The following is a 21,831-nucleotide window of genomic DNA, read 5'->3' as shown; positions in this document are numbered from 1 at the left end:
TTGTTGTGGAAAGGATCTACGATTAACACCATTGAAATCACTAAATTTAGGGGCGCTATTCTTGTTCATATATTGCTGGTCGCATAAAAACTTTACATAAAATAAAATGTAACCTGCGCAAAAAGTGCCTCTACCGGATTGATAAATCAACTGCATAAGTATGCTGCACACATATTAAGTATTTGCACGGATAAGTACTGGTACGTTTAATATTCGACGCTTAGGCAAGCGAAATCCTGTGATCTCACCTCGGACCTGCTAAGGTGATTATATATTTTAGTGAAAACTTTAGAATAAACAGGGGCATGGCATTATCAAAAAGTGATGTAAAGGGGTTGACCATTTCATTCTTCAGGTATACTGTTTATTTATACAGCATTGGCATGAGGTGCTCCTTATGAAAATAGAACTCACAATTGCAAAAGACAAAAAACTCCCTACAGGGGCTGTTCCTGCGCTTGAAAAGGAGCTTCTACGCCGGTTATCCGAGTCCTATGACGACTGCAAATTAAGAATACGGATCACCAGCAATGATGGGCTCAGCGTTTTGGGCGGCGCTGACGGCGATAAAAAGCGTGTAGAGCAAATCCTGCAAGAGACGTGGGAAAGTGCTGACGACTGGTTTTATTAGTTTAATTGTGATGGTGGCGGCTCTTATCCCAGAGCATCGCATTCGCGTTTCCCTTGATGCTGCTACCCGTTTTTTATGAGTGCGTCTGTATGTCGCTCAGGGGGTAATGTGACAGATGGTATTGAGCCAAATCAGAAGGAGAATCTTTGGGCTACCGTCACGGATGGTTCCGGACATGTTTTGTGCTCATTTCGATTAGCTTTGAATGACCGAATCCTTCTAACGAATATCAATAGCGAAGTGTCGGTGAGAAAAATTGCAAAAGATGAACACCTCTGGACAAGGAAATCGTTGGTGGAAGTTATCAAGGAAATGGGCTCTAAAAATTGACTCTTAACAGCTAGCTACATCATACTTGCAGTGCTGGTCTGAACAACCAGCCACCTGACAGTGATGCGCCACCGGAGAACGTGATGGCGCAACTTCACTTAATAAAACATTCTCAAGGTATCCTGATCCCCGCAACGCCGGAGACCAGCGATTTTCTTCAAACAAAATGCAAGCTCGGTGCCGTCCTGGAGGCCGAATATAAGCTTGTCCGCAACCCGGCGTTTCACCGCCGATATTTCGCCTTACTCAATCTGGGCTTTGAATACTGGGAGCCTACTGGCGGCGCAATCTCTTCGAACGAGCGCAGGCTAATTCTCGGTTATTCCAAATTCCTTGCATCCCATGGTGGCAATGAATCGGTATTCCAGGATATCGCCGAGCAATATCTTGACCGCGTCGCAGAAAAACGAGCCGGAAGCATCAGTATCTGCAAATCCTTTGACGCCTATCGCTCATGGGTAATCGTGGAAGCCGGCCATTACGATGCGCTTCAGCTGCCAGATGGCACTCTGAAAAAGCACCCACGCAGCATTTCTTTCGCGAGTATGGACGAAACCGAATTCCACCAGCTTTACCAGGCCTCACTGGATGTGCTCTGGCGGTGGATTCTGTCCCATAAATTCGCCAGTCGTGAAGCTGCTGAAAATGCAGCGTCTCAATTGCTCAGCTTTGCGGGGTGAATCGATGAAATATTCATGGTTTCACCATCACGACTGCACGACCGAGCAGGCCGATGAACTGATAGATAATTACCGCAAACGCGGGGTAAAGGTCGAACGTAGTTTAAACCAGGACTTTACGACCTGGACCGTCAGCGCTCAGCTGGTGGAAGACAAGAATCCACCGCGCCCTGATTCCCGCTGGCGCAACCGGATGTGGGGTTGAATATGGCAAAGAGACCCCAACGACGCTGCAAAATCTGCCGGGCGAAATTCACTCCAGCTTTCGAGAACCACCGCTGGTGCTCTCCTGAGCATGGCGCTGAATTTGCCATGCAGGAATTGGAGAAGAAGCGCGAAAAACAGGCGCATGCGAAAGCGAAGAAAGAGCGCGCCGAATGGCGTAAACGCAAAGCCTCGGTGAAGCCCCTCAGGCACTGGGAAGATATGACCCAGCGTGTCGTTAACGACTATATCCGCGAACGAGACTACGACTTGCCATGCATCAGCTGCGGCACTTTTGACACGGTTCAGTGGGAGGCTGGTCATTACCGTTCCCGCGGTAAAGCATCGCACCTGCGTTACAACGAGGACAACATTCACAAGCAGTGCCATCACTGCAACGTGCAGATGTCAGGAAACCAGCAGCAGTACCGCATTGGCCTGGTAGAGAAAATCGGCGCTGAGCGCGTCGAGGCGCTGGAAAACAACAACACCCCTCACCGATACACCATCGAAGAACTGGAAGGCATCAGACGCCATTACAGCGCGCTACGCCGTGCGCTAATAAAACAACGGGAGGCCGCATGAGCCGTGACGGTATCGAACGTATCCGCGAACGCTGGCAAAAGCTCCGCCTCTGCCGGCACCGCGGAACAGTAATGACCGATTATCGAATTTTGAAAAACTTTGTCCGCATTTATCAGTATCTGGGAGAAATAGCATGAACCTCGAAAATACAGTGAAATACCACTTCGCGAAGTCCACTATGATTAGCGATTCTCCACGAGCGACGACATCAGACTCATTAACCGGCACTGACATTATGGCTGCAATGGGCATGACACAGGAACGTGCTGCTATGGGGTATAGCGCTTTTCTGGGCAAGATGGGCATTAGCAACAATGATCGAGAACGAGCTATCGGTCTATTAGCTGAATATGCGCTGACAAAATGCGATAAAGTTGCCGCGCTGCGCAAGCTCGCGACGAACGTAAAACCTCAGGTTATTCAGATCCTCGCAACGTTCGCCTTTGAGGACTATTCGCGAAGCGCTTCCAGCAAAAAAAAATGTGACTGCTGCTGCGGTTCCGGATTCATCGACGTAGAGGTCTTCACCAACAAAGTATCGTATCCGGACGGCAAACCGCCGAAGTGGGTCAAAGTTACAAAGGGGATCTATCCATCATACTGGGAGGAGGTGAAGTCGGTCCGGGAGCAGGTCCGGGTGCTTTGCCAAAAGTGCAAGGGAAAAGGGACTGTTAGCGCTGCCTGTAACGACTGCCACGGTCGGGGGAAGGTAGTGAACCAGGATGAGACGGAGAAGCAGGGAGTGCCTGTCATGGGCAACTGCAAGCGCTGTGGTGGTCGTGGGTATGAGCGAATCCTCTCCACTGCTGTGCAGAGTGCCATTTGCCAGGTAACGGATGCCATCACCCTGGATACATGGAAGAAGACGGTTAAACCATTTTTTGACGAACTGATCACTAAATTCGATATAGAAGAGGCATGGGCGGAGGGACAGCTCAAACAAATAACGCGCTGAGATATTTACTTTTCCCGAATTCGTGTTAATTTGTTCTAACGATGGGCATTGTCTGTTCACCGTTGATCAACCCGCCAGCGAGCGGGTTTTTTTATGGACATAAATTACCATTGCCATTCGCATGTGTATAATTCCCTGCTTTGCATCAGGCGATATTATGAGAAAGATTATTTTCCCAGCATTGTTTTTAGTGGCTTCCGCGCATGCCACTAACCAGCCAACGATGATGGTTTTCAAATGCTCTCCAGAACATTCTAAAAACAACACTATGGTTACTTGGCAAGATGTGAAGAAACAAGATGGCTGGCATCGTTATGCTAGCTGGAAAGATAAGGAGGGAGAGCATTATGGCATTGAACTGTATTTCAATGGTTCATCGCCTAATAAGGATGGACAGATTGAGGATATATATGTGTTTGGCAATATGGATAGCCAGAAAAAAATATCAGGACCCGCAATCTCTATGATTCTCAATAAAAAGGCAAAGTTGCTAACTTACAGTATTACGAACGACTTGGTAGGGTCGGACGTGCACAACCCTCTGGAGAAAGGGACGTGCACCTTAAGCGATAAAGGTTAAATCTACTATCGAGCCACATCAGTATAACAACTTCATTAAAGCTGCCTTTTGGCGGCTTTTTTTATATCAGGCTCACGGGAATCATCTGCGACGAGCTTGGTTGATAAATCAGCCCAACGGTCCTGACCCTTTCAAACACACACAGCACCCCGTTTTTTCGGAGGTGATATGGCTAAACGTATGCAAGATAAAGAAAGCATTGCCGGAGTCTCATGGCTGATTGTCCTTGCTCTGTCATGCTGGGGCGGTCTTGTCCGATACCTGATTGACGTTAAGCAAAACAAAGCTACCTGGAGCTGGATTAACGCTCTCGCGCAAATCGTGGTTTCAGGATTCACCGGTGTCATCGGTGGGCTTGTCAGCATAGAAGGCGGCCTAAGTATTTACATGATTCTGGCCACTGCCGGTATCAGTGGGACTATGGGTTCTGTAGCGCTCACGTATTTCTGGGAGCGAATCACCGGAGTGAGGGCACAATGACAGCAGACCAGATTATCGAGGGTATCCTCGGCAAAGAGGGTGGTTATGTCGATCACCCCTCTGATAAAGGCGGCCCTACTCGCTGGGGTATCACGCAGAACACAGCGCGTGCATACGGTTACAAAGGCGATATGAAAGAGCTCCCTCGGGAAACTGCGAAAGAAATCTATATGCAGCAGTATTGGCTGGAGCCCAAATTTGACAAGATCGCCGAATTGTCACCATCAATCGCAGAAGAGTTATGCGATACCGGCGTCAACATGGGGCCGCGTGTTTCCACAACGTTCCTTCAGCGTTGGCTGACGGCACTGAACCAACGCGGCAAACTATATCCCGACCTGAAACCTGATGGCGTCATTGGGAACATCACGATCGCCGCGCTGCGCAGTTACCTAGCCGTACGGGGTAGCGCAGGGGGCACGGTGATACAGAAAGGGTTGAACTGCAGTCAGGGCGCACGGTATCTCGAACTTGCGGAAGCGCGGGAAGCCAATGAAGAATTTCTCTTCGGGTGGGTGAAGGAGAGAGTAAACCTATGAAGCTAATTATCTTCTTTCTGCTTGCGCTGGTGGTTGTTTTAACGTTGTTGCTGTTAAGAAAGTATACCCGGATTGAGTTTGTGGGACATGCTCGCCTGTTACTTAGAACTTGGTCTGTTCGTCTGGGGACTGCTGGCGCGCTGGTCGGTGTATGGGCGCAGTCATTCCCGGATGCCGCGCTTCATGCTTGGGCAATGCTGCCGCCGGATATCAAAAACATCCTTCCGCCAAATATCGTTGCACTAATTAGCCCTGCGCTGGTAGTGCTGGCGGTGCTCTCACAATATGTACGGCAGCCGGCATTGAAAGATAAGGCCGACAAACAGAAAGAGCCGAAGCAATGAGTTTTGAAATTATTGCTGGGCTGGTGGTCCTTATCCTGGGTGCTATCGCTGGTGCATTCGGTATTGGCCATGCTCGCGGTACCAGCAAGGCAGAAGCCAAATCAGCACAAACGCGTACTGAAGAGAAAGCCGCTGCTAGCGTCGCCGCGTCTGAACGGAAAGAGGAAGCCACCAGAGAGGCCTGCAATGTACAGCAGACAGTTAGCCATATGCCTGATGACGATGTTGATCGGGAGCTGCGCGAAAAGTTTACCCGCCCCGGTGGTGGTTGATACGGCCTGCAACTGGGTACGAATCATCTACCTGACCGACCACGATATCGATGTGCTGGATAAGCAGACCAAGCGCGACATTCTGGCGCACAACAAATCAGTGCTGGCCAATTGCTCGCAAATTACAGAGAAGGGTGCTAAGTAATACAGAGAAGGTCTAACTTATTGATATATATACTGCCACATTAGTAAAAATCTGAAAGCGAGACAATAGAGCGGTAAACAATGAAAAGTTTGTATCTAATTCATGGGCGCTAATGCACTATTGATTTTTAAATTCCTTCAATCTAAGAAGCTGCCCATGACGAAAAATTCACTTCCTAAACTTCCCCACGATTATCGTTACGGAGACGAACACTCAATCCAGCCTCATTCTGATGGGGAATATTTTGCGCCACAGGGGTGTGTTATCAAGTCTGTTGATCTTTCTAACGGAATGGTTATCTATGTTCCTATCCAGCGCTACATTGAGCATTTAAATATATGGGTCACTGTCTAAGGAACCCTCGAGTAATTTGTTAGCAACCCACTTGGTTGGAGCGAATTGATCATTGGTATCAAAAGAACAGCATATACATCTTTTGTTCTGGTTCAATGTTCTGGATAGTAGTGAATAATTAATATAAAGGGCTTTTTCAGTAATTAAATGATATCGATAGCCAAAATGAAGCTATCATCTCGTAACTACTGCCAGCTAACACCGAAATGGCAGAGGTCAGTTATTAAGCAGAAAAGTCTCACCCGGGTGGCTCCTTAGAGATTTTAGTTTTCTAACTGGTATTAACCAAAGGTCGCATCTTTATGCGGCCTTTTTTATTGTGCGCAACAAGTATCCTGTAGGTAACCGCTCTGCTTGTATACGTGGCAAGGATAAATGCGAATGCATCACAGAGGCCATTCTCAGAGTGACCTCGATAATGCCCCACATCGCACAGAGGTAAGACATGTCAGAGATCACCGCATCCGAACAAATCCGCCTAGATATCATCAAGAAAGTTAACTACGACACTGCCGCGGCTAAGCTGGCCATTGATTGGGTTGGCGATAGCTATCTCAAAGCAGAGCTCTTTGCAGACTCTTTCGATCGTGTTTACACGGAAAGTGAGATTGTCTCGAAAACCCGAAAGGCGATTCAGGAAGCAACCGAAGCGCTGGCACTGTTTGATACAGTCACGGAGCAGTCCAGTTAAGTCGTTACAGCAGGCATTCTATGAGTGCATGTGATAATGACGATTTGTGGTGTACTTGTTAATCGTCAAAGAAGCAGGAGATAGAACGCAACTATCACGATGGCTACCCTACAGAGAGAGGTACACCCGAGCCAATATGTACACCACAACCCACACAGGCCACAGGCGTTCGCTGGTGGCTTTTTTTATTGGAGTAATCCATGGCAAAGCCGGACTGGGGCGAGCTTCAGCAACGGTTCCTGTCCGATCATGCCGCAACCGGCGTATCACCGAAGGATTGGTGTGAAGCGCAGGGACTGAATTACGCTACTGCCCGCCGATATATCAAGAAACCCACTGCGCAAACTGCGCAAAAACCTGCGCAGAAGAAATTGCGCACTGCGCAAAAGGAAAAGTGCGCAGAAGAGCTGGTGGATAGCAAACTGAGTCCAAAGGTAAAGCGCTTCATTGCCGAATACCTCAAGGACAATAACGCCACTGCCGCCGCAGAGCGAGCGGGTTATAGCGACCCAAACTATGGCCGTCAGCTTCTAACGAATCCTAACGTTACGCAGGCCATTGCGCAGCAGCAGAAAGCATCCATTGCGCGCACGCTGGGAAGTGCTGATGAAGTGCTTGAGCAGATGTGGCGGCTGGCAACTTTCGACGCCAACCAGCTTTCTCAGTATCGCCGCGGTAGCTGCCGTTACTGCTGGGGCTTCGGTCATCAGTATCAGTGGCGCGATGCCGTAGAGTACGAAGAGAAGCGCCTCGAAGCACTTGAGCGTAAACGTCGGGAACCTTTGGATGATGGGGGATACGGCTACGACCACACTAGCGCACCTAACCCGGAATGTCCTCGCTGCAATGGGGATGGTATCGGCCAGCCTTTCTTCGCTGATACGCGCAAGCTGGCGCCTGATGCAGCGCTTGCCTATTCCGGCGTGAAGCTCGGAAAGAACGGTGTGGAGATAACCGCTATCAGCCGCGAGCGAATGTTCGAGGCGGTGATGAAGCGTCTCGGCCTGGCTGATAGTGAATTCGCCCAGCGCCTGCAGCAGATAGAAATTGAGCGCCGGCAGCTGGAGATCGACAAACTTCGCAAAGAACTGGCCGCTGACCCGGAAGATGACGAACCAACGCCAGTTGCGATCAATATCAACGTAGTCGATGCGCGAGTGAGGGAAGAGGATGGCGATAGCACCGACGCTTAACGTTCCTCAGGCCAAATTCCTTGCGATGCAGTACAAGTTTAAGGCCTATGTCGCCGGCTTCGGTTCTGGCAAAACATGGGTCGGTTGCGGCGGCATCTGCAAAGGAATGTGGGAACACCCAAAAATCAACCAGGGTTACTTTGCCCCTACGTATCCGCAGATCCGTGACATCTTTTATCCCACCGTTGAGGAAGTAGCCAATGACTGGGGGCTGAATGTCAAAATCAACGAGGGGAACAAAGAGGTTCACTTCTACGCCGGGCGCCAGTATCGCGGAACCACGATCTGCCGCTCGATGGAGAAACCACAAACCATCGTTGGTTTTAAAATTGGTAACGCGCTGATTGATGAGCTGGACGTGATGCCCGCGCAAAAGGCGCAATTAGCCTGGCGAAAAATCATCGCGCGTATGCGTTACAAGGTGCCCGGCCTGCGTAACGGAATAGACGTCACCACGACGCCGGAAGGGTTTAAATTCGTTTATCAGCAGTTCGCAAAGGCTGTGCGTGATAAACCCTCTCTCTCAACGCTGTACGGACTGGTTCAGGCCTCGACGTTCGACAACGAAAAGAACTTGCCGGCGGACTACATCCCGTCATTGATGGAGTCATACCCGCCGGAACTGATAAAGGCTTATCTGCGTGGCCAGTTCACCAACCTGACCAGCGGGACGATTTACCATCAGTTCGATCGTAAGCTGAATAACTGCCGGGAAGAGGAGCAGCCCGGCGAGCCTCTGTATATTGGTATGGACTTTAACGTCGGGAAGATGGCCGGGATTGTTCACGTGTTACGTCTGGGGCTTCCGTTTGCGGTGAATGAAATCGTGAAGGCTTACGATACCCCTGACATGATTCGCATCATCAAAGAACGGTTCTGGCTGTACGACGGCAAAGATTATCGCAAGGTGCGTGAAATCTATATCTATCCGGATGCTTCCGGTGATTCTCGTAAATCCAGCAATGCCAGCGCCACTGATATCGCCCAGCTTAAGCAGGCTGGCTTCAATGTGGTTGTTAATGCATCAAACCCACCAGTGAAAGACCGCATCAACTCGATGAATGCCATGTTCTGCAATGGCAACGGCGAACGTCGCTACAAGGTGAACGTACAGCGCTGCCCGGTGTACGCAGAATCGCTCGAACAACAGGTCTGGGCCGAGAACGGTGAGCCGGATAAAACGGCGGATAACGATCACCCTAACGATGCCGGCGGGTATTTCATTGTGAAGCAATTCCCGATCATCAAACCAACCGGAAAAGTCACCCAACTGCGGATGTAAAAACATGCCTGATATTTCAACGCCCAACCTCGACTATAACGATATGGTTGAGGCATGGGATATTAATGATGCGCTGATGGGCGGCACGCTGGAAATGCGCCGGCAGGGCAAGAAGTATCTCCCGAAATGGCCGAACGAAGATCCTGAAAGCTATAAGGAGCGTTTAGCTTCGGCAACGTTACTACCTGCCTATGAAGAGGCCATTAAACAAAACATCGGGCGAGTGTTTGCTGAGCCGACGGTATTGAGTGAGGACTCTCCTGAACAAATACGAGAGTTGTCGCCAGATATTGATATGGAAGGAAACCGGCTCGATGTCTGGGCACAGCAATTTTTCAGCATCGGATTCCAGTATGGTCTGGTACATGCGCTGGTGGACTTCCCGAAAATTGACCCGGAGGCAGTAAAAACTAAAGCCGACGAAAAAGCCGCGGGATCCCGCCCGTATGCCACGATGTTAAATCCTCGCCAGGTCATCGGCTGGAAATCGAAAGTGGTTAAAGGGAAAGTGGTGTTGACCGATCTGCGTATCAGAGAGGTCATCATTATTGATGGCGATGATTACGGGCAAACGAAAGTTGAGCAAATACGCCATATCATGCCGGGTAAGGTTGAAATTTATCGCCGAAATAAAGGTGAAAATGGTGAAAGCCAGTGGCAGATTCACGACGAGTGGGAAACCAGTCGCGATGATATTCCCCTGGTGACGCTTTACACGAAGCGAACAGGCTTTATGCGCGGTTCACCGCCACTGCTTAATCTCGCTTTACTGAATATCAAGCACTGGCAGAGTCAGAGTGAACAGGACAACATCCTGCATGTCGCTCGTGTGCCGTTGCTGGTGGCTTACGGTCTGGCTGATGGCGAAACGTTGACGATAGGTTCTTCCTCTGCGACTCGTTTCGATGACCGCCAGCGGCAGGGACTGGAATATGTCGAGCATACCGGGGCTGCGATTGAAGCCGGTAAGATTTCCCTTGAGGATCTGGAAAACCAGATGCGTCAGGCCGGCGCAAAATTGCTGCGCGCGGAAAACACATCGACTAAATCCTTAGACCAGACTCACGAAGAGCGGATGCAGGAGAATTCACCTCTCTACACCATGGCAAGCTCGCTTGAGGATGCGCTCGATAATATCCTGCAGATTATGGCGGAATGGCTGGGCGAGAAAGAAGGCGGCAATGTCGATGTACGCACCGAACTGGACGTTTCAGCCCAGACGTTTGATGCCGCAGCTGCAACGGCTGTTCAGTCGCTCCGTCAGGGGGGGGATATACGTCAGGTTGATGCTGTTCGCGTTTTGCAGGCCCTCAAATTTATCGATCCGGACGCGAAGCCCGAAGAGGTAATCGACGAGTTGCGGAATCAGCAGGTCACGCTTGCCGGCGGGCTGAGTAACCAGGGGGGTGCAAATGGCAACGGCGAATGACAAGCTTCAGGATGAATCGATAGCGCATGCGATATGGGTAGCGCGGTACAGCACCAGCGTTGCAAACAGAATGATAAAAATCCTGAATGACAGCGATGCGGAACTGACAGCCAGATTGCTGGTGGCGATGGATAGCCTGGATGCTGAAAGCTTTACCGTGTCGCGACTGGAAGCGCTGCTCGTTAGTGTCAGAGCTCTCAATCGCGAGGCTGTGCAGTCAATGTACGCGGGACTATCTGATGAGCTGCAGCAACTCGCTCAGTACGAAGCAGGCTTTCAGCTGAGCCTGTTCCAGTTTGCGATCCCCGATGATGTTCTATCGCTTCATCCACTGGTGGGCATTTCACCGGATGCCGTTTATGCAACTGCGATGGCACAGCCGTTTCAGGGGCGCCTGCTTTCGGAGTGGACAGATAACCTTGAAGCTGACAGGATGGCAAGAATATCCAATACAGTGCGGCAGGGTTTTCTCCTGGGCGATACGCATGAGCAAATCGTCAGAAAGGTCCGTGGTCATGCTAACCGTGGCTATCAGGATGGCGCGCTGCAGATGAGCCGCTCCAATGCCGGCAGTATTGTAAAAACGGCTGTGGGGCATCTTGCTTCGACGGCCAGGAAAAGCTTTGCAGATGCGAACGATGACATTTTGAAGGGTAAACAGTGGTTATCCACTTTGGATAACCGTACATCAAAAGACTGTCGGATTCGCGACCGCCTCAAGTACACACTGGATAACAAGCCGATCGGCCATAAGGTGCCGTATCTGCAGGGACCCGGGAAAATCCATTTCTGCTGTCGCAGCGTCGAAACCTACATCCTGAAATCGTCTGATGAGCTGGGTATTGCTGTAGGGCAAATATCCGATAGCTCACGTGCCAGCATGGACGGGCAGGTGCCTTCGGATACCGATTATCAGGGCTGGTTCTCGCGCCAGTCGTTCACTCGCCAGTCCCAGATCGTTGGCGTAACTCGGGCCCGACTGATTCGTGACGGCGGCATGTCGCCCGATGACTTCTACAACGACAAGGGCGAATGGCTGACTCTGGAGCAACTGCGTAACCTGGATGCTCAGGCGTTCAGCAACGCCAGACTTTAAAGCTTTTTAAGTCTTCAATCAGGCTGCCTCCGGGCGGCCTTTTTTATTGCCGTGATCCGGATGGTGAGCGGTGCAACGGTCGGATGACCCCGAAAAGGTAACCACATGAAACTGAAAACAGTCGAAGTTAACGGCAAAAGTTATGCAGAAGTCGATGCGAGCGGTTTACCCGTCTATGTCCACGATGACGGCCAGGAAGTTGGTTTTGATGCTGTGCAGGCCGTTGGGAAAATCTCCTCTCTGAATGGCGAGGCGAAATCTCATCGTGAAGCCAAAGAAGCAGCTGAAGCCAGTCTGGCTAAGTTTGCCAAAATCGGTGATCCGGCGAAAGCACTCGAAGCGCTGGAGATGATGACTAAAATAGACCAGAAAAAACTGATCGACGCGGGTGCCGTTGATCAAGTTAAAGCGGATATCACCAAATCCTTCCAGTCCCAGCTTGATGAAGCTACTCAGCGTGCGACGACCCTTGAAGGCCAGCTTTATAAGGAAATGATCGGCAGCCGGTTCTCTGGCTCGAAATTCATCGCAGATAAAGTGGCAATCCCAGCAGATATGCTTCAGGCGCGTTTCGGTCAGTCCTTCAAAGTCGAGGATGGTAAAGTCGTTGCCTATGACGGTTCAGGCAACAAAATTTATTCACGCTCAAAGCCGGGCGAACTGGCGGCCTTCGATGAGGCGCTGGAATTCCTGGTGGAGCAATACCCTCAGAAAGACCACATTCTGAAGGCCAGCGGCAACCAGGGCGGCGGCTCTCGCCAGTCTCAGCATTCACTCGGGCAGAAAACGATGAAACGCGATGCGTTTACCAGTTTGAGCCCGACAGATCAGCAATCAACTCTCAAAGACGGTATCACCATCGTCGATTAATTCTTTGCCAGCCGCCGGATGGCAGCTGGTGCCGGAGCTGGATAGCTCAACCAACCCTATATTTTAATCTCCAAGGAATCCAAACACATGGCTAATACGCTTACCGGGTTGATCCCGACTATCTTTACGGCTCTGGATACCGTATCCCGCGAACAGGTCGGTTTTATCCCGGCTGTATCGCGCAATGCGAAAGCTGATGCTGCGGCGAAGGATCAGACTGTTACTGCGCCAGTTGCTCCACCGGCAACCACAGTTGATATTACGCCGGGGGCTACTGCACCAAATGATGGCGACCAGACGATCGGTACCGTTGATGTCAAAATCACCAAATCCAAAATGGCCCCGGTCAAATGGAACGGCGAAGAGCAGTTGGCCCTTGGTCCGGCCGGTACTTACAACACCATCCTGGCGGATCAGTTCAAGCAAGCGTTCCGTGCGCTGGCAAATGAGATGGACTCGGATCTCGCGGCTTTGTATTTCGCTTCCTCCCGCGCTGTCGGTACGGCTGGTACTACTCCATTCGGGATTGCTGGCGATCTGTCGGATGCGGCAAATGCGCGCCAGGTATTGTCCGATAACGGCTCCCCGACTACCGATTTGCAGATGGTCCTTGGTTCCTCTGCGATTGCTAACCTCCGTGGTAAACAGTCAGTTCTGTTCAAGGTGAACGAGTCTGGTACCGATGCGCTGCTGCGTGAGGGTATCGTGGGGCGACTGGAAGGATTCAACATCCATGAATCCGCGCATGTTAAGAAACGCGCGGCATCGGCTGCCACTGATTATCTGGTAAATGGTGCAAAATCGGAGGGTGATATCCTGATCGCGATTGATACCGGCACGGGTTCTTTCACGGCAGGTGATATTGTGACGTTTGATGGTGATAGCAACAAATACCTCGTTGCTGCAGCTACTGCTACCACTATTACCCTGGCAGCACCGGGCTTGCGTCAGGCGCTGGCGGATAACTCCGCGATTACTACCGTAGGTGGATATACCGCAAACATGGCATTCGACCGTAACGCGTTCCTGCTGGCTGCGCGTACCCCGGCAATGCCGCAGGGCGGTGATACTGCGGATGACGTCATGAACGTTACTGACCCGGTGTCAGGCATCACTTATCAGGTGGCGCTGTACCGTCAATACCGTCAGGTGCGCTACGAAGTTGGCCTGTCTTGGGGCGTAGCGGCAGTGAAAACTGAGCACTCGGTTCTGCTGTTGGGTTAATTATCGGGGGCTTCGGCCCCTTTTTTTAGTGGAGGGCTTATGGCCGGATTAACCAAAGAGCAGCGTGCTGAACGTGCTGCAGCAAAACTTGCGACCGTGCAGGTTGACGCCAATACTCCTGCACAGCAGGAACTGCAGCTGGTGGCGATGATTACCGATTTCCCGGCATTCCCCGGCGCTCCTAATACAGCCAACGTTCACCCTGATGAAGTGGAGAACTGGAAGGCGCACGGCTGGAAAGAAATGGAGTGATGCATGATCACTTTCGTCACCGTTGAAGATGTCAATTCGATACTCGGTGCCACCTGGGCGGATGAAAGCAAAAAAGCCAAATCTGTGCTGATGGCTAATACCTGGATGAATGGACTTAACCTGAAAATGCCGTGCGATAAGGCAACTCACGAAACCATCATTCCTGACGATGTAAAACAGGCTGGCGCCTATGCGGCGCTGGCGGCGGCAAATGGCGGGCTGTATCAGCAGAAAACTGACTCGGGGGTATTGCTGAGTAAGGCCGTTGACGCTGACGACGTTTCTGTTTCCAAAACCTTCTCAGAACTTGCTACCAACAGCTCTGCATTGCTTGATTCTGACCTGCAGCTGGCTCTGGCCATGCTTAAGCCATACGGTGTTAATCAGTCGCAGGTGCGGCTGGTGAGGGGGTAACATGCAAAATCCGGATGTGCATTATGCCGGTGACGGGCTCGGTCCTCGCGATGTGTTTGTGAATGGAAACCCGATCAGACATGTCGTTTACGCAAACCCGGCAAAGGGCGTTGTTGAGTTTGCTCCGCTCCCGCTGCGGGTTAAGCGCAGCGGCGCAATTTATACCCGAAAACTCCACGGTACGGTGATCGTTAAACCTCAGCAGCGTAGTGGTGGGTGCAATGGGAATTCGTGACGAACTGCAAACCGAAGTCGCTGCGGCATTCGATACCGACCTGAAGGATGCTGTTAAGGATTTCACTGGAACATACACCGTACGAGGTGACTGGGACCCGGTTACGGAAACCGGCACTGAAACGCAGGTGACTTACTCGGGGCGCGGAGTGCTGGCGCGCTATAAACTCCGCCGCATCGATGGTGTTAACATCCTTCATGGTGATGTGAAACTCACAGCCCTCGTAAATGAGGTCACCGACAAGCCAGAGGTTGAGCACATCATCACGGCACCTGACCCGATCACTGGCGTACTCCAGCGCTACGAGGTCATTACCGCTTCTGCAGACTCTGCTGGTGCTGCGTACTCCATTCAACTGCGGAGGGCGTGATATGGCTAAGGGCTGGAACATTGACCCGGCGGCATTCGCCGGGCTGGTGGAGGACGACGTCAGGTTACGGCAAAGAACCATCGCCATTCAGCTGCTGAATGAAATCGTCCAGCGATCGCCTGTAGGTAACCCGGAGTTATGGGCTATCAACGCCACTGCGGTGCAGTACAACAAAGCGGTAGGTGAATGGAACGAATCTCTTTATGCCGATCCTGCCAACCTGACAAAGACAGGCCGTCTCAGAAAGAAAGCACGTGTTAACGATGGCATGGATATCCGGCGTCCGGCTGAGTATCGCGCAGGAACTTTCCGGGCGTCACACTTTGTCAGTATTGGAGAACCAGATCATTCAATACCATCAGAGCCTGACCCGCGCGGAACAATGACATTCCTCAACGGGAAAAATATCATCAATCAGGCGCCGGCCTACTCGGTGATTTACATTCAGTCAAACCTCCCTTACTCCGTACCGCTGGAGAATGGCCACTCTACGCAAGCGCCGACAGGCGTCTATGCCGTCTCATTTAATGGTGTGATTCAGGCCTACAAATGACCCTCACAGAAATAAGAAACGTTGTCATCAGACGAATGACGACGCAGACCGCTATTGCCCAGGATGCGGTGGATTATCCAAACGGTCCTGTATTCGATCCCAGCGGTCGAAAAATCTGGGCGCGTCTTACTGACATCCCCGGACAAGCAGGTGCTAACGAAATTGGAGCGGGCCCGACTGTCCACCGAACAGGGGTTCTCATCATCCAGCTTTTCGTCCCTGTTGGTTCAGGCACTCTGCAGCTGACTCAGGCCGCCGACAAATTAACGCAACTCTTCGAGTTTCAGGACGACGGAGCGCTGAGTTATTTCGCCGTATCCGCCATCCCGGCAGGTGAAACCGATGGCTGGTCTCAGCTCAATCTTCAAATCCCTTATCGCGCTCTGTAGCGCACAATCAACAGGAGGCTCCTGTGAGTTCAGGCGCAAAAGTAGTAACCGCGTTTATTCGCGAAACCACACCGGGAGAGACACCCTCTGCTGGTGTCTGGAACCTGTTACGCCGTTCGTCGTTCGGGCTGATGCCAACGCAGAACACCAACGATAACGATGAAATCGGCGGTGACCGTATGGCGCAGGGCGTTTCCCGTGGCACGATTGATGTCGGCGGTGATGTCGGCACCAAATTTCGCTGGAATCAGCATGATGATTTTCTGGCGAGCTGTTTCGGAGCGGATTGGCTCGATAATGTGCTGACGATGGGCAACAACCGCATTACTTTTTCAGTTTCTTCATACGCTGATGATGTAGGGATCGCACAGATTGCCCGCGGTTGCCAGGTTGCAACTTTCCAGATTGAAATCCCGAATGATGGCGACATCACTGCGACCATTACCTTCGCCGGGCTTGACTGGGAAACCAAAGCCGACGATACCAGTTATTTCACTAACCCGGTGGATGGTGCTGGCGCGCTGCGCTATTCGTTTAAGGAAGTGACAGGCCTGAGTCTGAACGGGGTGGCGGGTGGTGCCGGCTTCTGTGTGGATACGTTTAATATCCAGTTTGATAACAACATGCAGACTCAGCGTTGTATCGGTACCGGCTCAGCATTTGCTGGCGCAAACATTCCGACGACCTTTACACCGTCAGGCCAGATCACGCTGTCATGGTCCAAGGCGGCTTGGGAGATTTATAAAAAAACCTTCACCGGCGAAACGGTGCCGTTTACCTTCACGCTGGAGAACGCCGAAGGCGCTTATACATTCAGCTTCCCTGAAGTGCAGATTTCTGGCGACTGGCCGGACGCCGGGAATACTGACATCGTACAGGTTCAGCTCGATATCACGGCCGCCAATACGCCGCCAACGATTACCCGCGCGCCAAAAGTTCCGGCGACGGCAATCAGTGTTGCGCCAGCCACTTCAAATGGCGCAGTCGGCTCTACGGTGACATTAACCGCCACGCTTACGCCTGCTGATTCAACAGATATCGTCCAGTGGAAGTCATCGGATCCTGCGATTGCCAGCGTAGTTTCTACCGGGCAAAAAACGGCGAAAGTGACCCGCAACGCTGCCGGGAACGCCACGATCACCGGGAAGGCTCGCACCTTTACGGCAACGTCTGAAATCACTGTCACCGCACCTTAATTTCCCTGACCCGTTCCGCAGAACATCGCGGTTCGGGCTTTTTATGGAGTCTGTATGCTGATTATTTCTTCTCAACTTGATCTGAGTGGCGAGCGTTGGTTTTGCCCTTTTAAAAAGCCTGATGGCCGTAAAAAGAAATACACACCGGAAGAAGAAGCACTGTTTAAACTCCGTCTGCTGGTGGCCAGCAGCGAGAATCCACAGTATCGCTCACGTAATGCGCTGGTGCGGCGCCATATCGACAAAATGGACGCGAGCTATCAGGTCGGTACCGACGCTTTCGATCTCGCCAGCGTAGGTGAAATTGACTCGATTGATGATCTTCTCATCGATAACTGCGCGCGCTTCCTTTTGAAAGACTGGGAGGGAGTAGGTGAGCTGGTGGATGGTATAGAGAAGGCTGTAGCGTATACACCCGAACTTGGCGTCGCGTTATTGAAGCAGAACCCCGCGTTGTATTGGCTGATTCTGGCAGAGGCTGCGAACATAGCTCAGGGTAAGGAGCAGCAGACTCAGGAAACCGTAAAAAAGCCCTAGAGGCGCAGGCGTGGCTAAAGGAGTTCGGGGGCGAAAGGGGAGACAAGGCAAAATGGCGCCGGGAGCAATTGAACCTTCCGCCGATTCCTGAGCCAGAAATTGATCCAGTAACAGGGGAGATCCTCAATGCCTATGCCATGATATCGCGCAGCAGGAAATATGCCGGCATGGCCGGAGTACCGCTCCCATTATCCCTGAATGATATTGAGCTATATCTGGCATCGCGCACCATCCTGATTGACCGCACCGAGTTTGACGCCGCTATCCTGGCGCTCGACGATGCGTGGCGTGACGAGTGGGCAGCGGAGCAGAAAAGACAGGAAAAACGCTAAATAATTGTAGCATTGCGATGCACAACTCATGTGTTAGGATGTTTCCGATTGCAATCAAAGGAAATATAAAATGAAAAAAGTCATCGCATTGGCGCTTGGAGCGCTGTTACTTTCGGGGTGTACTGTGCGTGTTGCAGATTTAACTGTAGCAAGCACCAAAAACTACAACCTTAATGGGGGCAAGTTCTACAAAGGTAAACGAGTTACTGCTGAAGATAGCTACCCGGTCATCATCTTCCCTACAGGGATCCCTAACGTGAAAACTGCAGCAGACCGCGCGATTGAAAAAGATCGTTGTGCTGTTGGTCTGTCAGACGTAGTTGTCACTCAGCTAAACCATGCTTTCCTGTTTGGTAAAATAGGTCTGCGTGTTGAAGGCAACCTCGTGATTGACCGCAGCCTGCCGGGTTGCGAGAACGCAAGCTGATTGATAAGGCCACCTTCGGGTGGCTTTTTAACTGATTGGGTAGGCAAGTGAAGATTATTGGTTATATAGCGATTGCAATAGGGGTGATCTTTGCGATATCTGCGCTATTCATGGATGTGACAGTAGCGACAAGCGGTGGTTACAGGGTTAACAATCTTGGATTAATGTCATCGCGCCAAAATTACATGATATTTGGAGGGTTCGTAGCCATCGCCGGTATCATCGTTGCTCTGGTGGGCGATAAGTTAAAAGGGTCCAAATGCCCTTACTGCGCAGAATTAATAAACTCCGAAGCGGTGAAGTGCAAGCATTGCGGGAGTGATGTAACCCCTTCGAAGACAATAGTTAACACTAACGATGCTGGCGCCAGCGATAGGCTGGCTGACGTTAATGTAAAGTTAATCGCGGGGATTGTGCTGGCGGTCTTTGCGGCGATTATCGGCGCAATAATGTTTTACCGTCAATGAATTAAAAGCCTAACAGTTCTAAAGCTCTAACCTCGCTTCGGCGGGGTTTTTTATTGCCCGGAGATCGCTAAATGACAGAACAAACCTCACGCCTCGCAATCATTATCGACAGCTCTGGGGCAGAAAAGCAGGCCGATAATCTCGCAACTGCACTGGTTAAAATGACTCAAGCTGGAGACCGTGCAGCTACGAGCGCTGGCAAGGTGACAAAGGCTACGGACGAAGAAAAGCAGGCTCTATCTGAACTTCTCGATCGTATTGATCCGGTGAATGCCGCCCTGAATAAGCTGGACAAACAACAACAGGATTTGGCGAAATTCAAATCTAAAGGGATGGTAGATACAGATACATTTGAGCTTTATTCAAAGCGAATTGAAGAGACTCGTAACAAATTAACCGGTTTTCGTGACGACTTGAAAAAAACTGGGCAGTCTGCTGCCCAAACAGCTTTTGCAATGCGCATGATCCCCGCTCAGATGACGGATATCGTAGTCGGACTCTCTACAGGCCAGTCCCCTTTTATGGTGCTTATGCAGCAGGGTGGGCAGTTAAAAGATATGTTTGGCGGTATTGGGCCAGCTATTAAGGGAGTTGGTACCTATGTAATGGGGTTGGTTAATCCATACAGTGTGGCCGCTGCCGCAGTTGGTCTACTGACTTATGCCGTCTATCAAAACCGCCAGGAGATAGATGCCGCAACGAAAATCGCGACAACGTCACTTGGTGCTAACGGCGATGCGGCAGAACGACTGGCGCTCAATATGGTCGCTATATCTGACAAAACGGGTCAGGCTATTGATGACGTCGGCAACATGTTTATTACGACCAATGACGGTGCCAGCGAGGCAGTAAATAAATTAATTGATGTCGGATATAGCTACGATGAAGCACGACAAAAAGTTTCTCAATATAAGGATTCAGCTAATTTTACGGCTCTGAATGCTGATATTGACATGCACCGTCGAGAGATACTGAAAATTGGCGACTCTTGGACGGCAGCGGCAATAAAGGTCAAAAACTATTACACAGCTGCCGACAAAGGTAAGCAGAATGTTGCTCTTGGCGGCGCAATTGACCCAACGATGAGATTTATCGGACAGGCCATCGACCTACAATCAACGATGAATACTCTGACTATTGAGGGAAATAAAGCTGTCGCAGAGTCCGTTGATTGGATTAATAAGGAATATCTGGCGGCTGATAGGGTCGCTGGAGCCGAAGCAAGACTAAAGGAAGCGAGGGCACAATCAAGAAAAATAGCTTTCTCAGGGAACAAAGAGGCGATTGAACAAGCTAATGCGCTAATTGCCGTTCGTGAAAAGGAATTGGAGCAGGCCAAAAAACAGGGCAATGAAAAACCTAAGAAAGAGATAAAAGGTAAAACATTTACAGAGGACGCAGCAACTCGGCTTCTTGACCAGATACACCAGCAGACTGCCGCGATGCAGTCCCAGTTGGATGCCAGCGATAAACTTAATAGCGCTACGCAGGCACGGGTAAAGTTCGAGCAGCAGATCGCTGACCTCAAATCTAAAACGCAGTTAACTGCCGACCAGAAGTCGATTCTTTCCCGTTCTGACGAAATATTGCAGGCCTATAAGCAGCAGGAGGCTTTGCAGAGTTCAGTTAAAACGCTGGATGACTACCGGAAAATGCAGGAGCAAATTGCACCAAAGGAATTGCGCCAAAATGAGACGCTGCAAAAACGCCTCGAAATTCTTCAGAAGATGGTTGAGCTGAAGAAACTGACGCCGGAGGCTGCAGGGAAGCAGGCGAGCGACCTGATTGGTAAATCAGTGCTGCCTGATTCCGTTATATCAGGTGTGAACAAGGCTGGTGGTACGCTGACGTCTGGAGCAACCAATAGCGACCTGTCAGGGCAGGGATTGAATATGATAGGGCTGCAAATTGATCCGCAGCTGGAGGTTATCGAAAAGCTGAAGCAAGCCCAGACTGATTATGCTGCCTGGCTGAATCAGCAACAACAGGCGATCACACAAAATACTTTACTGAATGAGCAGCAGAAGCAGCAGCAACTGCTGGCCCTCCAACAGCAAGGGCAACAGAACCAACTGGCACTAAGCACCGCAGTTAATGCCGCACAGATGCAATCAGCGCAAAACTCTTTCTCCGGTATCACCGATTCGATGGGGGTGATGTTTGGTGAACAATCCGCGATGTATAAGGCTGCGTTTGTTACTCAGAAAGCATTCGCGATTGCACAAGCCGCTCTGCAACTTCCTATGGCAATGGGGCAGGCGCTGGCCGGTTTACCGTTCCCCGCTAATATTGCGGCCATGGCTTCAGTTGTCGGGCTAATGGCATCTATAACATCCAGCATCTCCAGCGCTGCCGCCGTCGGCTTTGCTTCTGGTGGATATACTGGCTCAGGCGGAAAGTATCAGCCGGCAGGTATTGTCCATAAAGGGGAATATGTCTTCGATCAGGAGTCTACAAATCGAATCGGCGTGTCGCAGCTTGAGGCATTACGGAACGGCAAGCCGCTTGATGCGACATTGGGGCGTTCGGGGTTTGGGACTGGCGTTCAGAACGTTAGCAGCGACAACAGCCGGCGAACCACTGTTCATGCGCCGATTACCCAAGAGTTTAACCTTCAGGGGGTCACGCCTGAGCAACTTAATTCTACTCTAAACCAGAATAACAGACAGCTTTCCAGGCAGTTGAAAGGGGAGCTTACGAAGGAGGTCATGATGCCGCAGGGTGATTTTGGCCGCGCTTTAAAGAGTCGCTACGTGAGGGGGTATAAGGAATAAC

The 21,831-nt window shown here is 50.9% G+C and carries 33 protein-coding genes; all 33 read left to right on the top strand.

What is annotated here, in order from left to right:
* Positions 1-397 precede the first annotated feature (397 nt).
* Positions 398-631 carry a DinI family protein gene (locus tag PGR29_RS03595; protein ID WP_047053477.1) on the top strand — a complete coding sequence of 78 codons (234 nt, stop codon included), beginning with the start codon at positions 398-400 and terminating at the stop codon, positions 629-631.
* A 108-nt stretch (positions 632-739) separates the two neighbouring features.
* Positions 740-961 (top strand): hypothetical protein, encoded by a 222-nt coding sequence (locus PGR29_RS03590; protein WP_047047353.1) that lies wholly within the window; start codon positions 740-742, stop codon positions 959-961.
* Positions 962-1,044: 83 nt separating this feature from the next.
* Positions 1,045-1,641: a DUF1367 family protein gene (locus PGR29_RS03585; protein ID WP_048228854.1), complete on the top strand. Its 597-nt coding sequence runs from the start codon at positions 1,045-1,047 to the stop codon at positions 1,639-1,641.
* Positions 1,642-1,645: 4 nt separating this feature from the next.
* Positions 1,646-1,846, top strand: a complete 201-nt coding sequence (locus PGR29_RS03580) for a hypothetical protein (protein WP_049056602.1) — start codon at positions 1,646-1,648, stop codon at positions 1,844-1,846.
* 2 nt (positions 1,847-1,848) lie between these two features.
* Positions 1,849-2,430: a recombination protein NinG gene (locus PGR29_RS03575; RefSeq protein ID WP_049056601.1), complete on the top strand. Its 582-nt coding sequence runs from the start codon at positions 1,849-1,851 to the stop codon at positions 2,428-2,430.
* A complete protein-coding gene (locus PGR29_RS03570) occupies positions 2,427-2,567 on the top strand; it encodes a YlcG family protein (RefSeq protein WP_049056600.1) in 141 nt (46 codons plus the stop codon). Before PGR29_RS03575 ends, PGR29_RS03570 begins: the two co-directional genes overlap by 4 nt.
* Positions 2,564-3,385, top strand: coding sequence for an antitermination protein (locus PGR29_RS03565; protein ID WP_116548388.1), 822 nt, complete (start codon positions 2,564-2,566; stop codon positions 3,383-3,385). The genes PGR29_RS03570 and PGR29_RS03565 overlap by 4 nt, the downstream gene beginning before the upstream one ends.
* Before the next feature lie 157 nt (positions 3,386-3,542).
* Positions 3,543-3,965 carry a hypothetical protein gene (locus PGR29_RS03560; RefSeq protein ID WP_116548389.1) on the top strand — a complete coding sequence of 141 codons (423 nt, stop codon included), beginning with the start codon at positions 3,543-3,545 and terminating at the stop codon, positions 3,963-3,965.
* 180 nt (positions 3,966-4,145) lie between these two features.
* Positions 4,146-4,445: a phage holin family protein gene (locus PGR29_RS03555; protein ID WP_058675830.1), complete on the top strand. Its 300-nt coding sequence runs from the start codon at positions 4,146-4,148 to the stop codon at positions 4,443-4,445.
* Positions 4,442-4,984: a glycoside hydrolase family 108 protein gene (locus PGR29_RS03550; RefSeq protein WP_143830238.1), complete on the top strand. Its 543-nt coding sequence runs from the start codon at positions 4,442-4,444 to the stop codon at positions 4,982-4,984. The genes PGR29_RS03555 and PGR29_RS03550 overlap by 4 nt, the downstream gene beginning before the upstream one ends.
* Positions 4,981-5,328, top strand: coding sequence for a hypothetical protein (locus PGR29_RS03545; protein ID WP_047077968.1), 348 nt, complete (start codon positions 4,981-4,983; stop codon positions 5,326-5,328). The genes PGR29_RS03550 and PGR29_RS03545 overlap by 4 nt, the downstream gene beginning before the upstream one ends.
* Complete coding sequence (locus tag PGR29_RS03540; RefSeq protein WP_048228851.1) at positions 5,325-5,600, top strand: hypothetical protein; 276 nt, start codon at positions 5,325-5,327, stop codon at positions 5,598-5,600. Before PGR29_RS03545 ends, PGR29_RS03540 begins: the two co-directional genes overlap by 4 nt.
* Positions 5,551-5,745: a hypothetical protein gene (locus tag PGR29_RS03535; protein ID WP_048228850.1), complete on the top strand. Its 195-nt coding sequence runs from the start codon at positions 5,551-5,553 to the stop codon at positions 5,743-5,745. The genes PGR29_RS03540 and PGR29_RS03535 overlap by 50 nt, the downstream gene beginning before the upstream one ends.
* Positions 5,746-5,901: 156 nt before the next feature.
* Positions 5,902-6,099 (top strand): hypothetical protein, encoded by a 198-nt coding sequence (locus tag PGR29_RS03530; RefSeq protein WP_143830239.1) that lies wholly within the window; start codon positions 5,902-5,904, stop codon positions 6,097-6,099.
* A 445-nt stretch (positions 6,100-6,544) separates the two neighbouring features.
* Positions 6,545-6,790, top strand: coding sequence for a DUF2560 family protein (locus PGR29_RS03525; protein WP_047053459.1), 246 nt, complete (start codon positions 6,545-6,547; stop codon positions 6,788-6,790).
* Between the two features lie 200 nt (positions 6,791-6,990).
* Complete coding sequence (locus tag PGR29_RS03520) at positions 6,991-7,983, top strand: terminase small subunit (protein ID WP_116548391.1); 993 nt, start codon at positions 6,991-6,993, stop codon at positions 7,981-7,983.
* Positions 7,961-9,265, top strand: coding sequence for a terminase large subunit domain-containing protein (locus PGR29_RS03515; protein ID WP_047053455.1), 1,305 nt, complete (start codon positions 7,961-7,963; stop codon positions 9,263-9,265). The genes PGR29_RS03520 and PGR29_RS03515 overlap by 23 nt, the downstream gene beginning before the upstream one ends.
* 4 nt (positions 9,266-9,269) lie before the next feature.
* The gene (locus PGR29_RS03510) at positions 9,270-10,694 is read left to right on the top strand and encodes a DUF4055 domain-containing protein (RefSeq protein ID WP_045419392.1); all 1,425 of its coding nucleotides are present in this window, start codon (positions 9,270-9,272) and stop codon (positions 10,692-10,694) included.
* On the top strand, positions 10,678-11,790 hold the full coding sequence (locus PGR29_RS03505) for a phage minor head protein (protein WP_116548393.1): 1,113 nt from the start codon (positions 10,678-10,680) through the stop codon (positions 11,788-11,790). Before PGR29_RS03510 ends, PGR29_RS03505 begins: the two co-directional genes overlap by 17 nt.
* 105 nt (positions 11,791-11,895) lie before the next feature.
* Entirely contained in the window at positions 11,896-12,660 is a 765-nt protein-coding gene (locus tag PGR29_RS03500) for a DUF6651 domain-containing protein (protein ID WP_045419387.1), read from the top strand.
* A gap of 87 nt (positions 12,661-12,747) precedes the next feature.
* Complete coding sequence (locus PGR29_RS03495) at positions 12,748-13,884, top strand: P22 phage major capsid protein family protein (protein WP_045419385.1); 1,137 nt, start codon at positions 12,748-12,750, stop codon at positions 13,882-13,884.
* 39 nt (positions 13,885-13,923) lie between these two features.
* Positions 13,924-14,136: a hypothetical protein gene (locus PGR29_RS03490; RefSeq protein WP_045419383.1), complete on the top strand. Its 213-nt coding sequence runs from the start codon at positions 13,924-13,926 to the stop codon at positions 14,134-14,136.
* A 3-nt stretch (positions 14,137-14,139) separates the two neighbouring features.
* On the top strand, positions 14,140-14,550 hold the full coding sequence (locus PGR29_RS03485) for a hypothetical protein (RefSeq protein ID WP_048228845.1): 411 nt from the start codon (positions 14,140-14,142) through the stop codon (positions 14,548-14,550).
* A 1-nt stretch (position 14,551) separates the two neighbouring features.
* Positions 14,552-14,785, top strand: coding sequence for a hypothetical protein (locus PGR29_RS03480; RefSeq protein ID WP_048228844.1), 234 nt, complete (start codon positions 14,552-14,554; stop codon positions 14,783-14,785).
* On the top strand, positions 14,772-15,155 hold the full coding sequence (locus tag PGR29_RS03475) for a hypothetical protein (RefSeq protein ID WP_045419377.1): 384 nt from the start codon (positions 14,772-14,774) through the stop codon (positions 15,153-15,155). The genes PGR29_RS03480 and PGR29_RS03475 overlap by 14 nt, the downstream gene beginning before the upstream one ends.
* A 1-nt stretch (position 15,156) precedes the next feature.
* The gene (locus PGR29_RS03470) at positions 15,157-15,708 is read left to right on the top strand and encodes a hypothetical protein (RefSeq protein WP_045419374.1); all 552 of its coding nucleotides are present in this window, start codon (positions 15,157-15,159) and stop codon (positions 15,706-15,708) included.
* Positions 15,705-16,097, top strand: a complete 393-nt coding sequence (locus tag PGR29_RS03465; RefSeq protein ID WP_015705691.1) for a phage tail terminator-like protein — start codon at positions 15,705-15,707, stop codon at positions 16,095-16,097. The genes PGR29_RS03470 and PGR29_RS03465 overlap by 4 nt, the downstream gene beginning before the upstream one ends.
* Before the next feature lie 23 nt (positions 16,098-16,120).
* Positions 16,121-17,293 carry a phage tail tube protein gene (locus PGR29_RS03460; RefSeq protein ID WP_058655343.1) on the top strand — a complete coding sequence of 391 codons (1,173 nt, stop codon included), beginning with the start codon at positions 16,121-16,123 and terminating at the stop codon, positions 17,291-17,293.
* Between the two features lie 54 nt (positions 17,294-17,347).
* Positions 17,348-17,830 carry a hypothetical protein gene (locus PGR29_RS03455; protein WP_058655344.1) on the top strand — a complete coding sequence of 161 codons (483 nt, stop codon included), beginning with the start codon at positions 17,348-17,350 and terminating at the stop codon, positions 17,828-17,830.
* 68 nt (positions 17,831-17,898) lie between these two features.
* Entirely contained in the window at positions 17,899-18,162 is a 264-nt protein-coding gene (locus tag PGR29_RS03450; RefSeq protein WP_226938417.1) for a hypothetical protein, read from the top strand.
* Positions 18,163-18,232: 70 nt separating this feature from the next.
* Positions 18,233-18,589: a hypothetical protein gene (locus tag PGR29_RS03445; RefSeq protein ID WP_047053439.1), complete on the top strand. Its 357-nt coding sequence runs from the start codon at positions 18,233-18,235 to the stop codon at positions 18,587-18,589.
* Between the two features lie 47 nt (positions 18,590-18,636).
* Entirely contained in the window at positions 18,637-19,056 is a 420-nt protein-coding gene (locus tag PGR29_RS03440) for a zinc ribbon domain-containing protein (RefSeq protein WP_227818865.1), read from the top strand.
* A gap of 71 nt (positions 19,057-19,127) precedes the next feature.
* The gene (locus PGR29_RS03435; protein WP_058655345.1) at positions 19,128-21,830 is read left to right on the top strand and encodes a phage tail length tape measure family protein; all 2,703 of its coding nucleotides are present in this window, start codon (positions 19,128-19,130) and stop codon (positions 21,828-21,830) included.
* Position 21,831 lies beyond the last annotated feature (1 nt).

This window comes from Klebsiella sp. 141203, from assembly GCF_032601985.1.
GTDB lineage: Bacteria > Pseudomonadota > Gammaproteobacteria > Enterobacterales > Enterobacteriaceae > Klebsiella > Klebsiella aerogenes.
Note: the sequence above shows the minus strand (reverse complement) of the source record. Positions and strands in the feature narration are given on the sequence as shown.

Bases quoted from the DNA above. Each gene is read 5' to 3' on its own strand.
- PGR29_RS03595 (WP_047053477.1), top strand. From the start codon at position 398: ATGAAAATAGAACTCACAATTGCAAAAGACAAAAAACTCCCTACAGGG.
- PGR29_RS03585 (WP_048228854.1), top strand. From the start codon at position 1,045: ATGGCGCAACTTCACTTAATAAAACATTCTCAAGGTATCCTGATCCCC.
- PGR29_RS03580 (WP_049056602.1), top strand. From the start codon at position 1,646: ATGAAATATTCATGGTTTCACCATCACGACTGCACGACCGAGCAGGCC.
- PGR29_RS03575 (WP_049056601.1), top strand. From the start codon at position 1,849: ATGGCAAAGAGACCCCAACGACGCTGCAAAATCTGCCGGGCGAAATTC.
- PGR29_RS03570 (WP_049056600.1), top strand. From the start codon at position 2,427: ATGAGCCGTGACGGTATCGAACGTATCCGCGAACGCTGGCAAAAGCTC.
- PGR29_RS03565 (WP_116548388.1), top strand. From the start codon at position 2,564: ATGAACCTCGAAAATACAGTGAAATACCACTTCGCGAAGTCCACTATG.
- PGR29_RS03560 (WP_116548389.1), top strand. From the start codon at position 3,543: ATGAGAAAGATTATTTTCCCAGCATTGTTTTTAGTGGCTTCCGCGCAT.
- PGR29_RS03555 (WP_058675830.1), top strand. From the start codon at position 4,146: ATGCAAGATAAAGAAAGCATTGCCGGAGTCTCATGGCTGATTGTCCTT.
- PGR29_RS03550 (WP_143830238.1), top strand. From the start codon at position 4,442: ATGACAGCAGACCAGATTATCGAGGGTATCCTCGGCAAAGAGGGTGGT.
- PGR29_RS03545 (WP_047077968.1), top strand. From the start codon at position 4,981: ATGAAGCTAATTATCTTCTTTCTGCTTGCGCTGGTGGTTGTTTTAACG.
- PGR29_RS03540 (WP_048228851.1), top strand. From the start codon at position 5,325: ATGAGTTTTGAAATTATTGCTGGGCTGGTGGTCCTTATCCTGGGTGCT.
- PGR29_RS03535 (WP_048228850.1), top strand. From the start codon at position 5,551: ATGTTGATCGGGAGCTGCGCGAAAAGTTTACCCGCCCCGGTGGTGGTT.
- PGR29_RS03530 (WP_143830239.1), top strand. From the start codon at position 5,902: ATGACGAAAAATTCACTTCCTAAACTTCCCCACGATTATCGTTACGGA.
- PGR29_RS03525 (WP_047053459.1), top strand. From the start codon at position 6,545: ATGTCAGAGATCACCGCATCCGAACAAATCCGCCTAGATATCATCAAG.
- PGR29_RS03520 (WP_116548391.1), top strand. From the start codon at position 6,991: ATGGCAAAGCCGGACTGGGGCGAGCTTCAGCAACGGTTCCTGTCCGAT.
- PGR29_RS03515 (WP_047053455.1), top strand. From the start codon at position 7,961: ATGGCGATAGCACCGACGCTTAACGTTCCTCAGGCCAAATTCCTTGCG.
- PGR29_RS03510 (WP_045419392.1), top strand. From the start codon at position 9,270: ATGCCTGATATTTCAACGCCCAACCTCGACTATAACGATATGGTTGAG.
- PGR29_RS03505 (WP_116548393.1), top strand. From the start codon at position 10,678: ATGGCAACGGCGAATGACAAGCTTCAGGATGAATCGATAGCGCATGCG.
- PGR29_RS03500 (WP_045419387.1), top strand. From the start codon at position 11,896: ATGAAACTGAAAACAGTCGAAGTTAACGGCAAAAGTTATGCAGAAGTC.
- PGR29_RS03495 (WP_045419385.1), top strand. From the start codon at position 12,748: ATGGCTAATACGCTTACCGGGTTGATCCCGACTATCTTTACGGCTCTG.
- PGR29_RS03490 (WP_045419383.1), top strand. From the start codon at position 13,924: ATGGCCGGATTAACCAAAGAGCAGCGTGCTGAACGTGCTGCAGCAAAA.
- PGR29_RS03485 (WP_048228845.1), top strand. From the start codon at position 14,140: ATGATCACTTTCGTCACCGTTGAAGATGTCAATTCGATACTCGGTGCC.
- PGR29_RS03480 (WP_048228844.1), top strand. From the start codon at position 14,552: ATGCAAAATCCGGATGTGCATTATGCCGGTGACGGGCTCGGTCCTCGC.
- PGR29_RS03475 (WP_045419377.1), top strand. From the start codon at position 14,772: ATGGGAATTCGTGACGAACTGCAAACCGAAGTCGCTGCGGCATTCGAT.
- PGR29_RS03470 (WP_045419374.1), top strand. From the start codon at position 15,157: ATGGCTAAGGGCTGGAACATTGACCCGGCGGCATTCGCCGGGCTGGTG.
- PGR29_RS03465 (WP_015705691.1), top strand. From the start codon at position 15,705: ATGACCCTCACAGAAATAAGAAACGTTGTCATCAGACGAATGACGACG.
- PGR29_RS03455 (WP_058655344.1), top strand. From the start codon at position 17,348: ATGCTGATTATTTCTTCTCAACTTGATCTGAGTGGCGAGCGTTGGTTT.
- PGR29_RS03445 (WP_047053439.1), top strand. From the start codon at position 18,233: ATGAAAAAAGTCATCGCATTGGCGCTTGGAGCGCTGTTACTTTCGGGG.
- PGR29_RS03435 (WP_058655345.1), top strand. From the start codon at position 19,128: ATGACAGAACAAACCTCACGCCTCGCAATCATTATCGACAGCTCTGGG.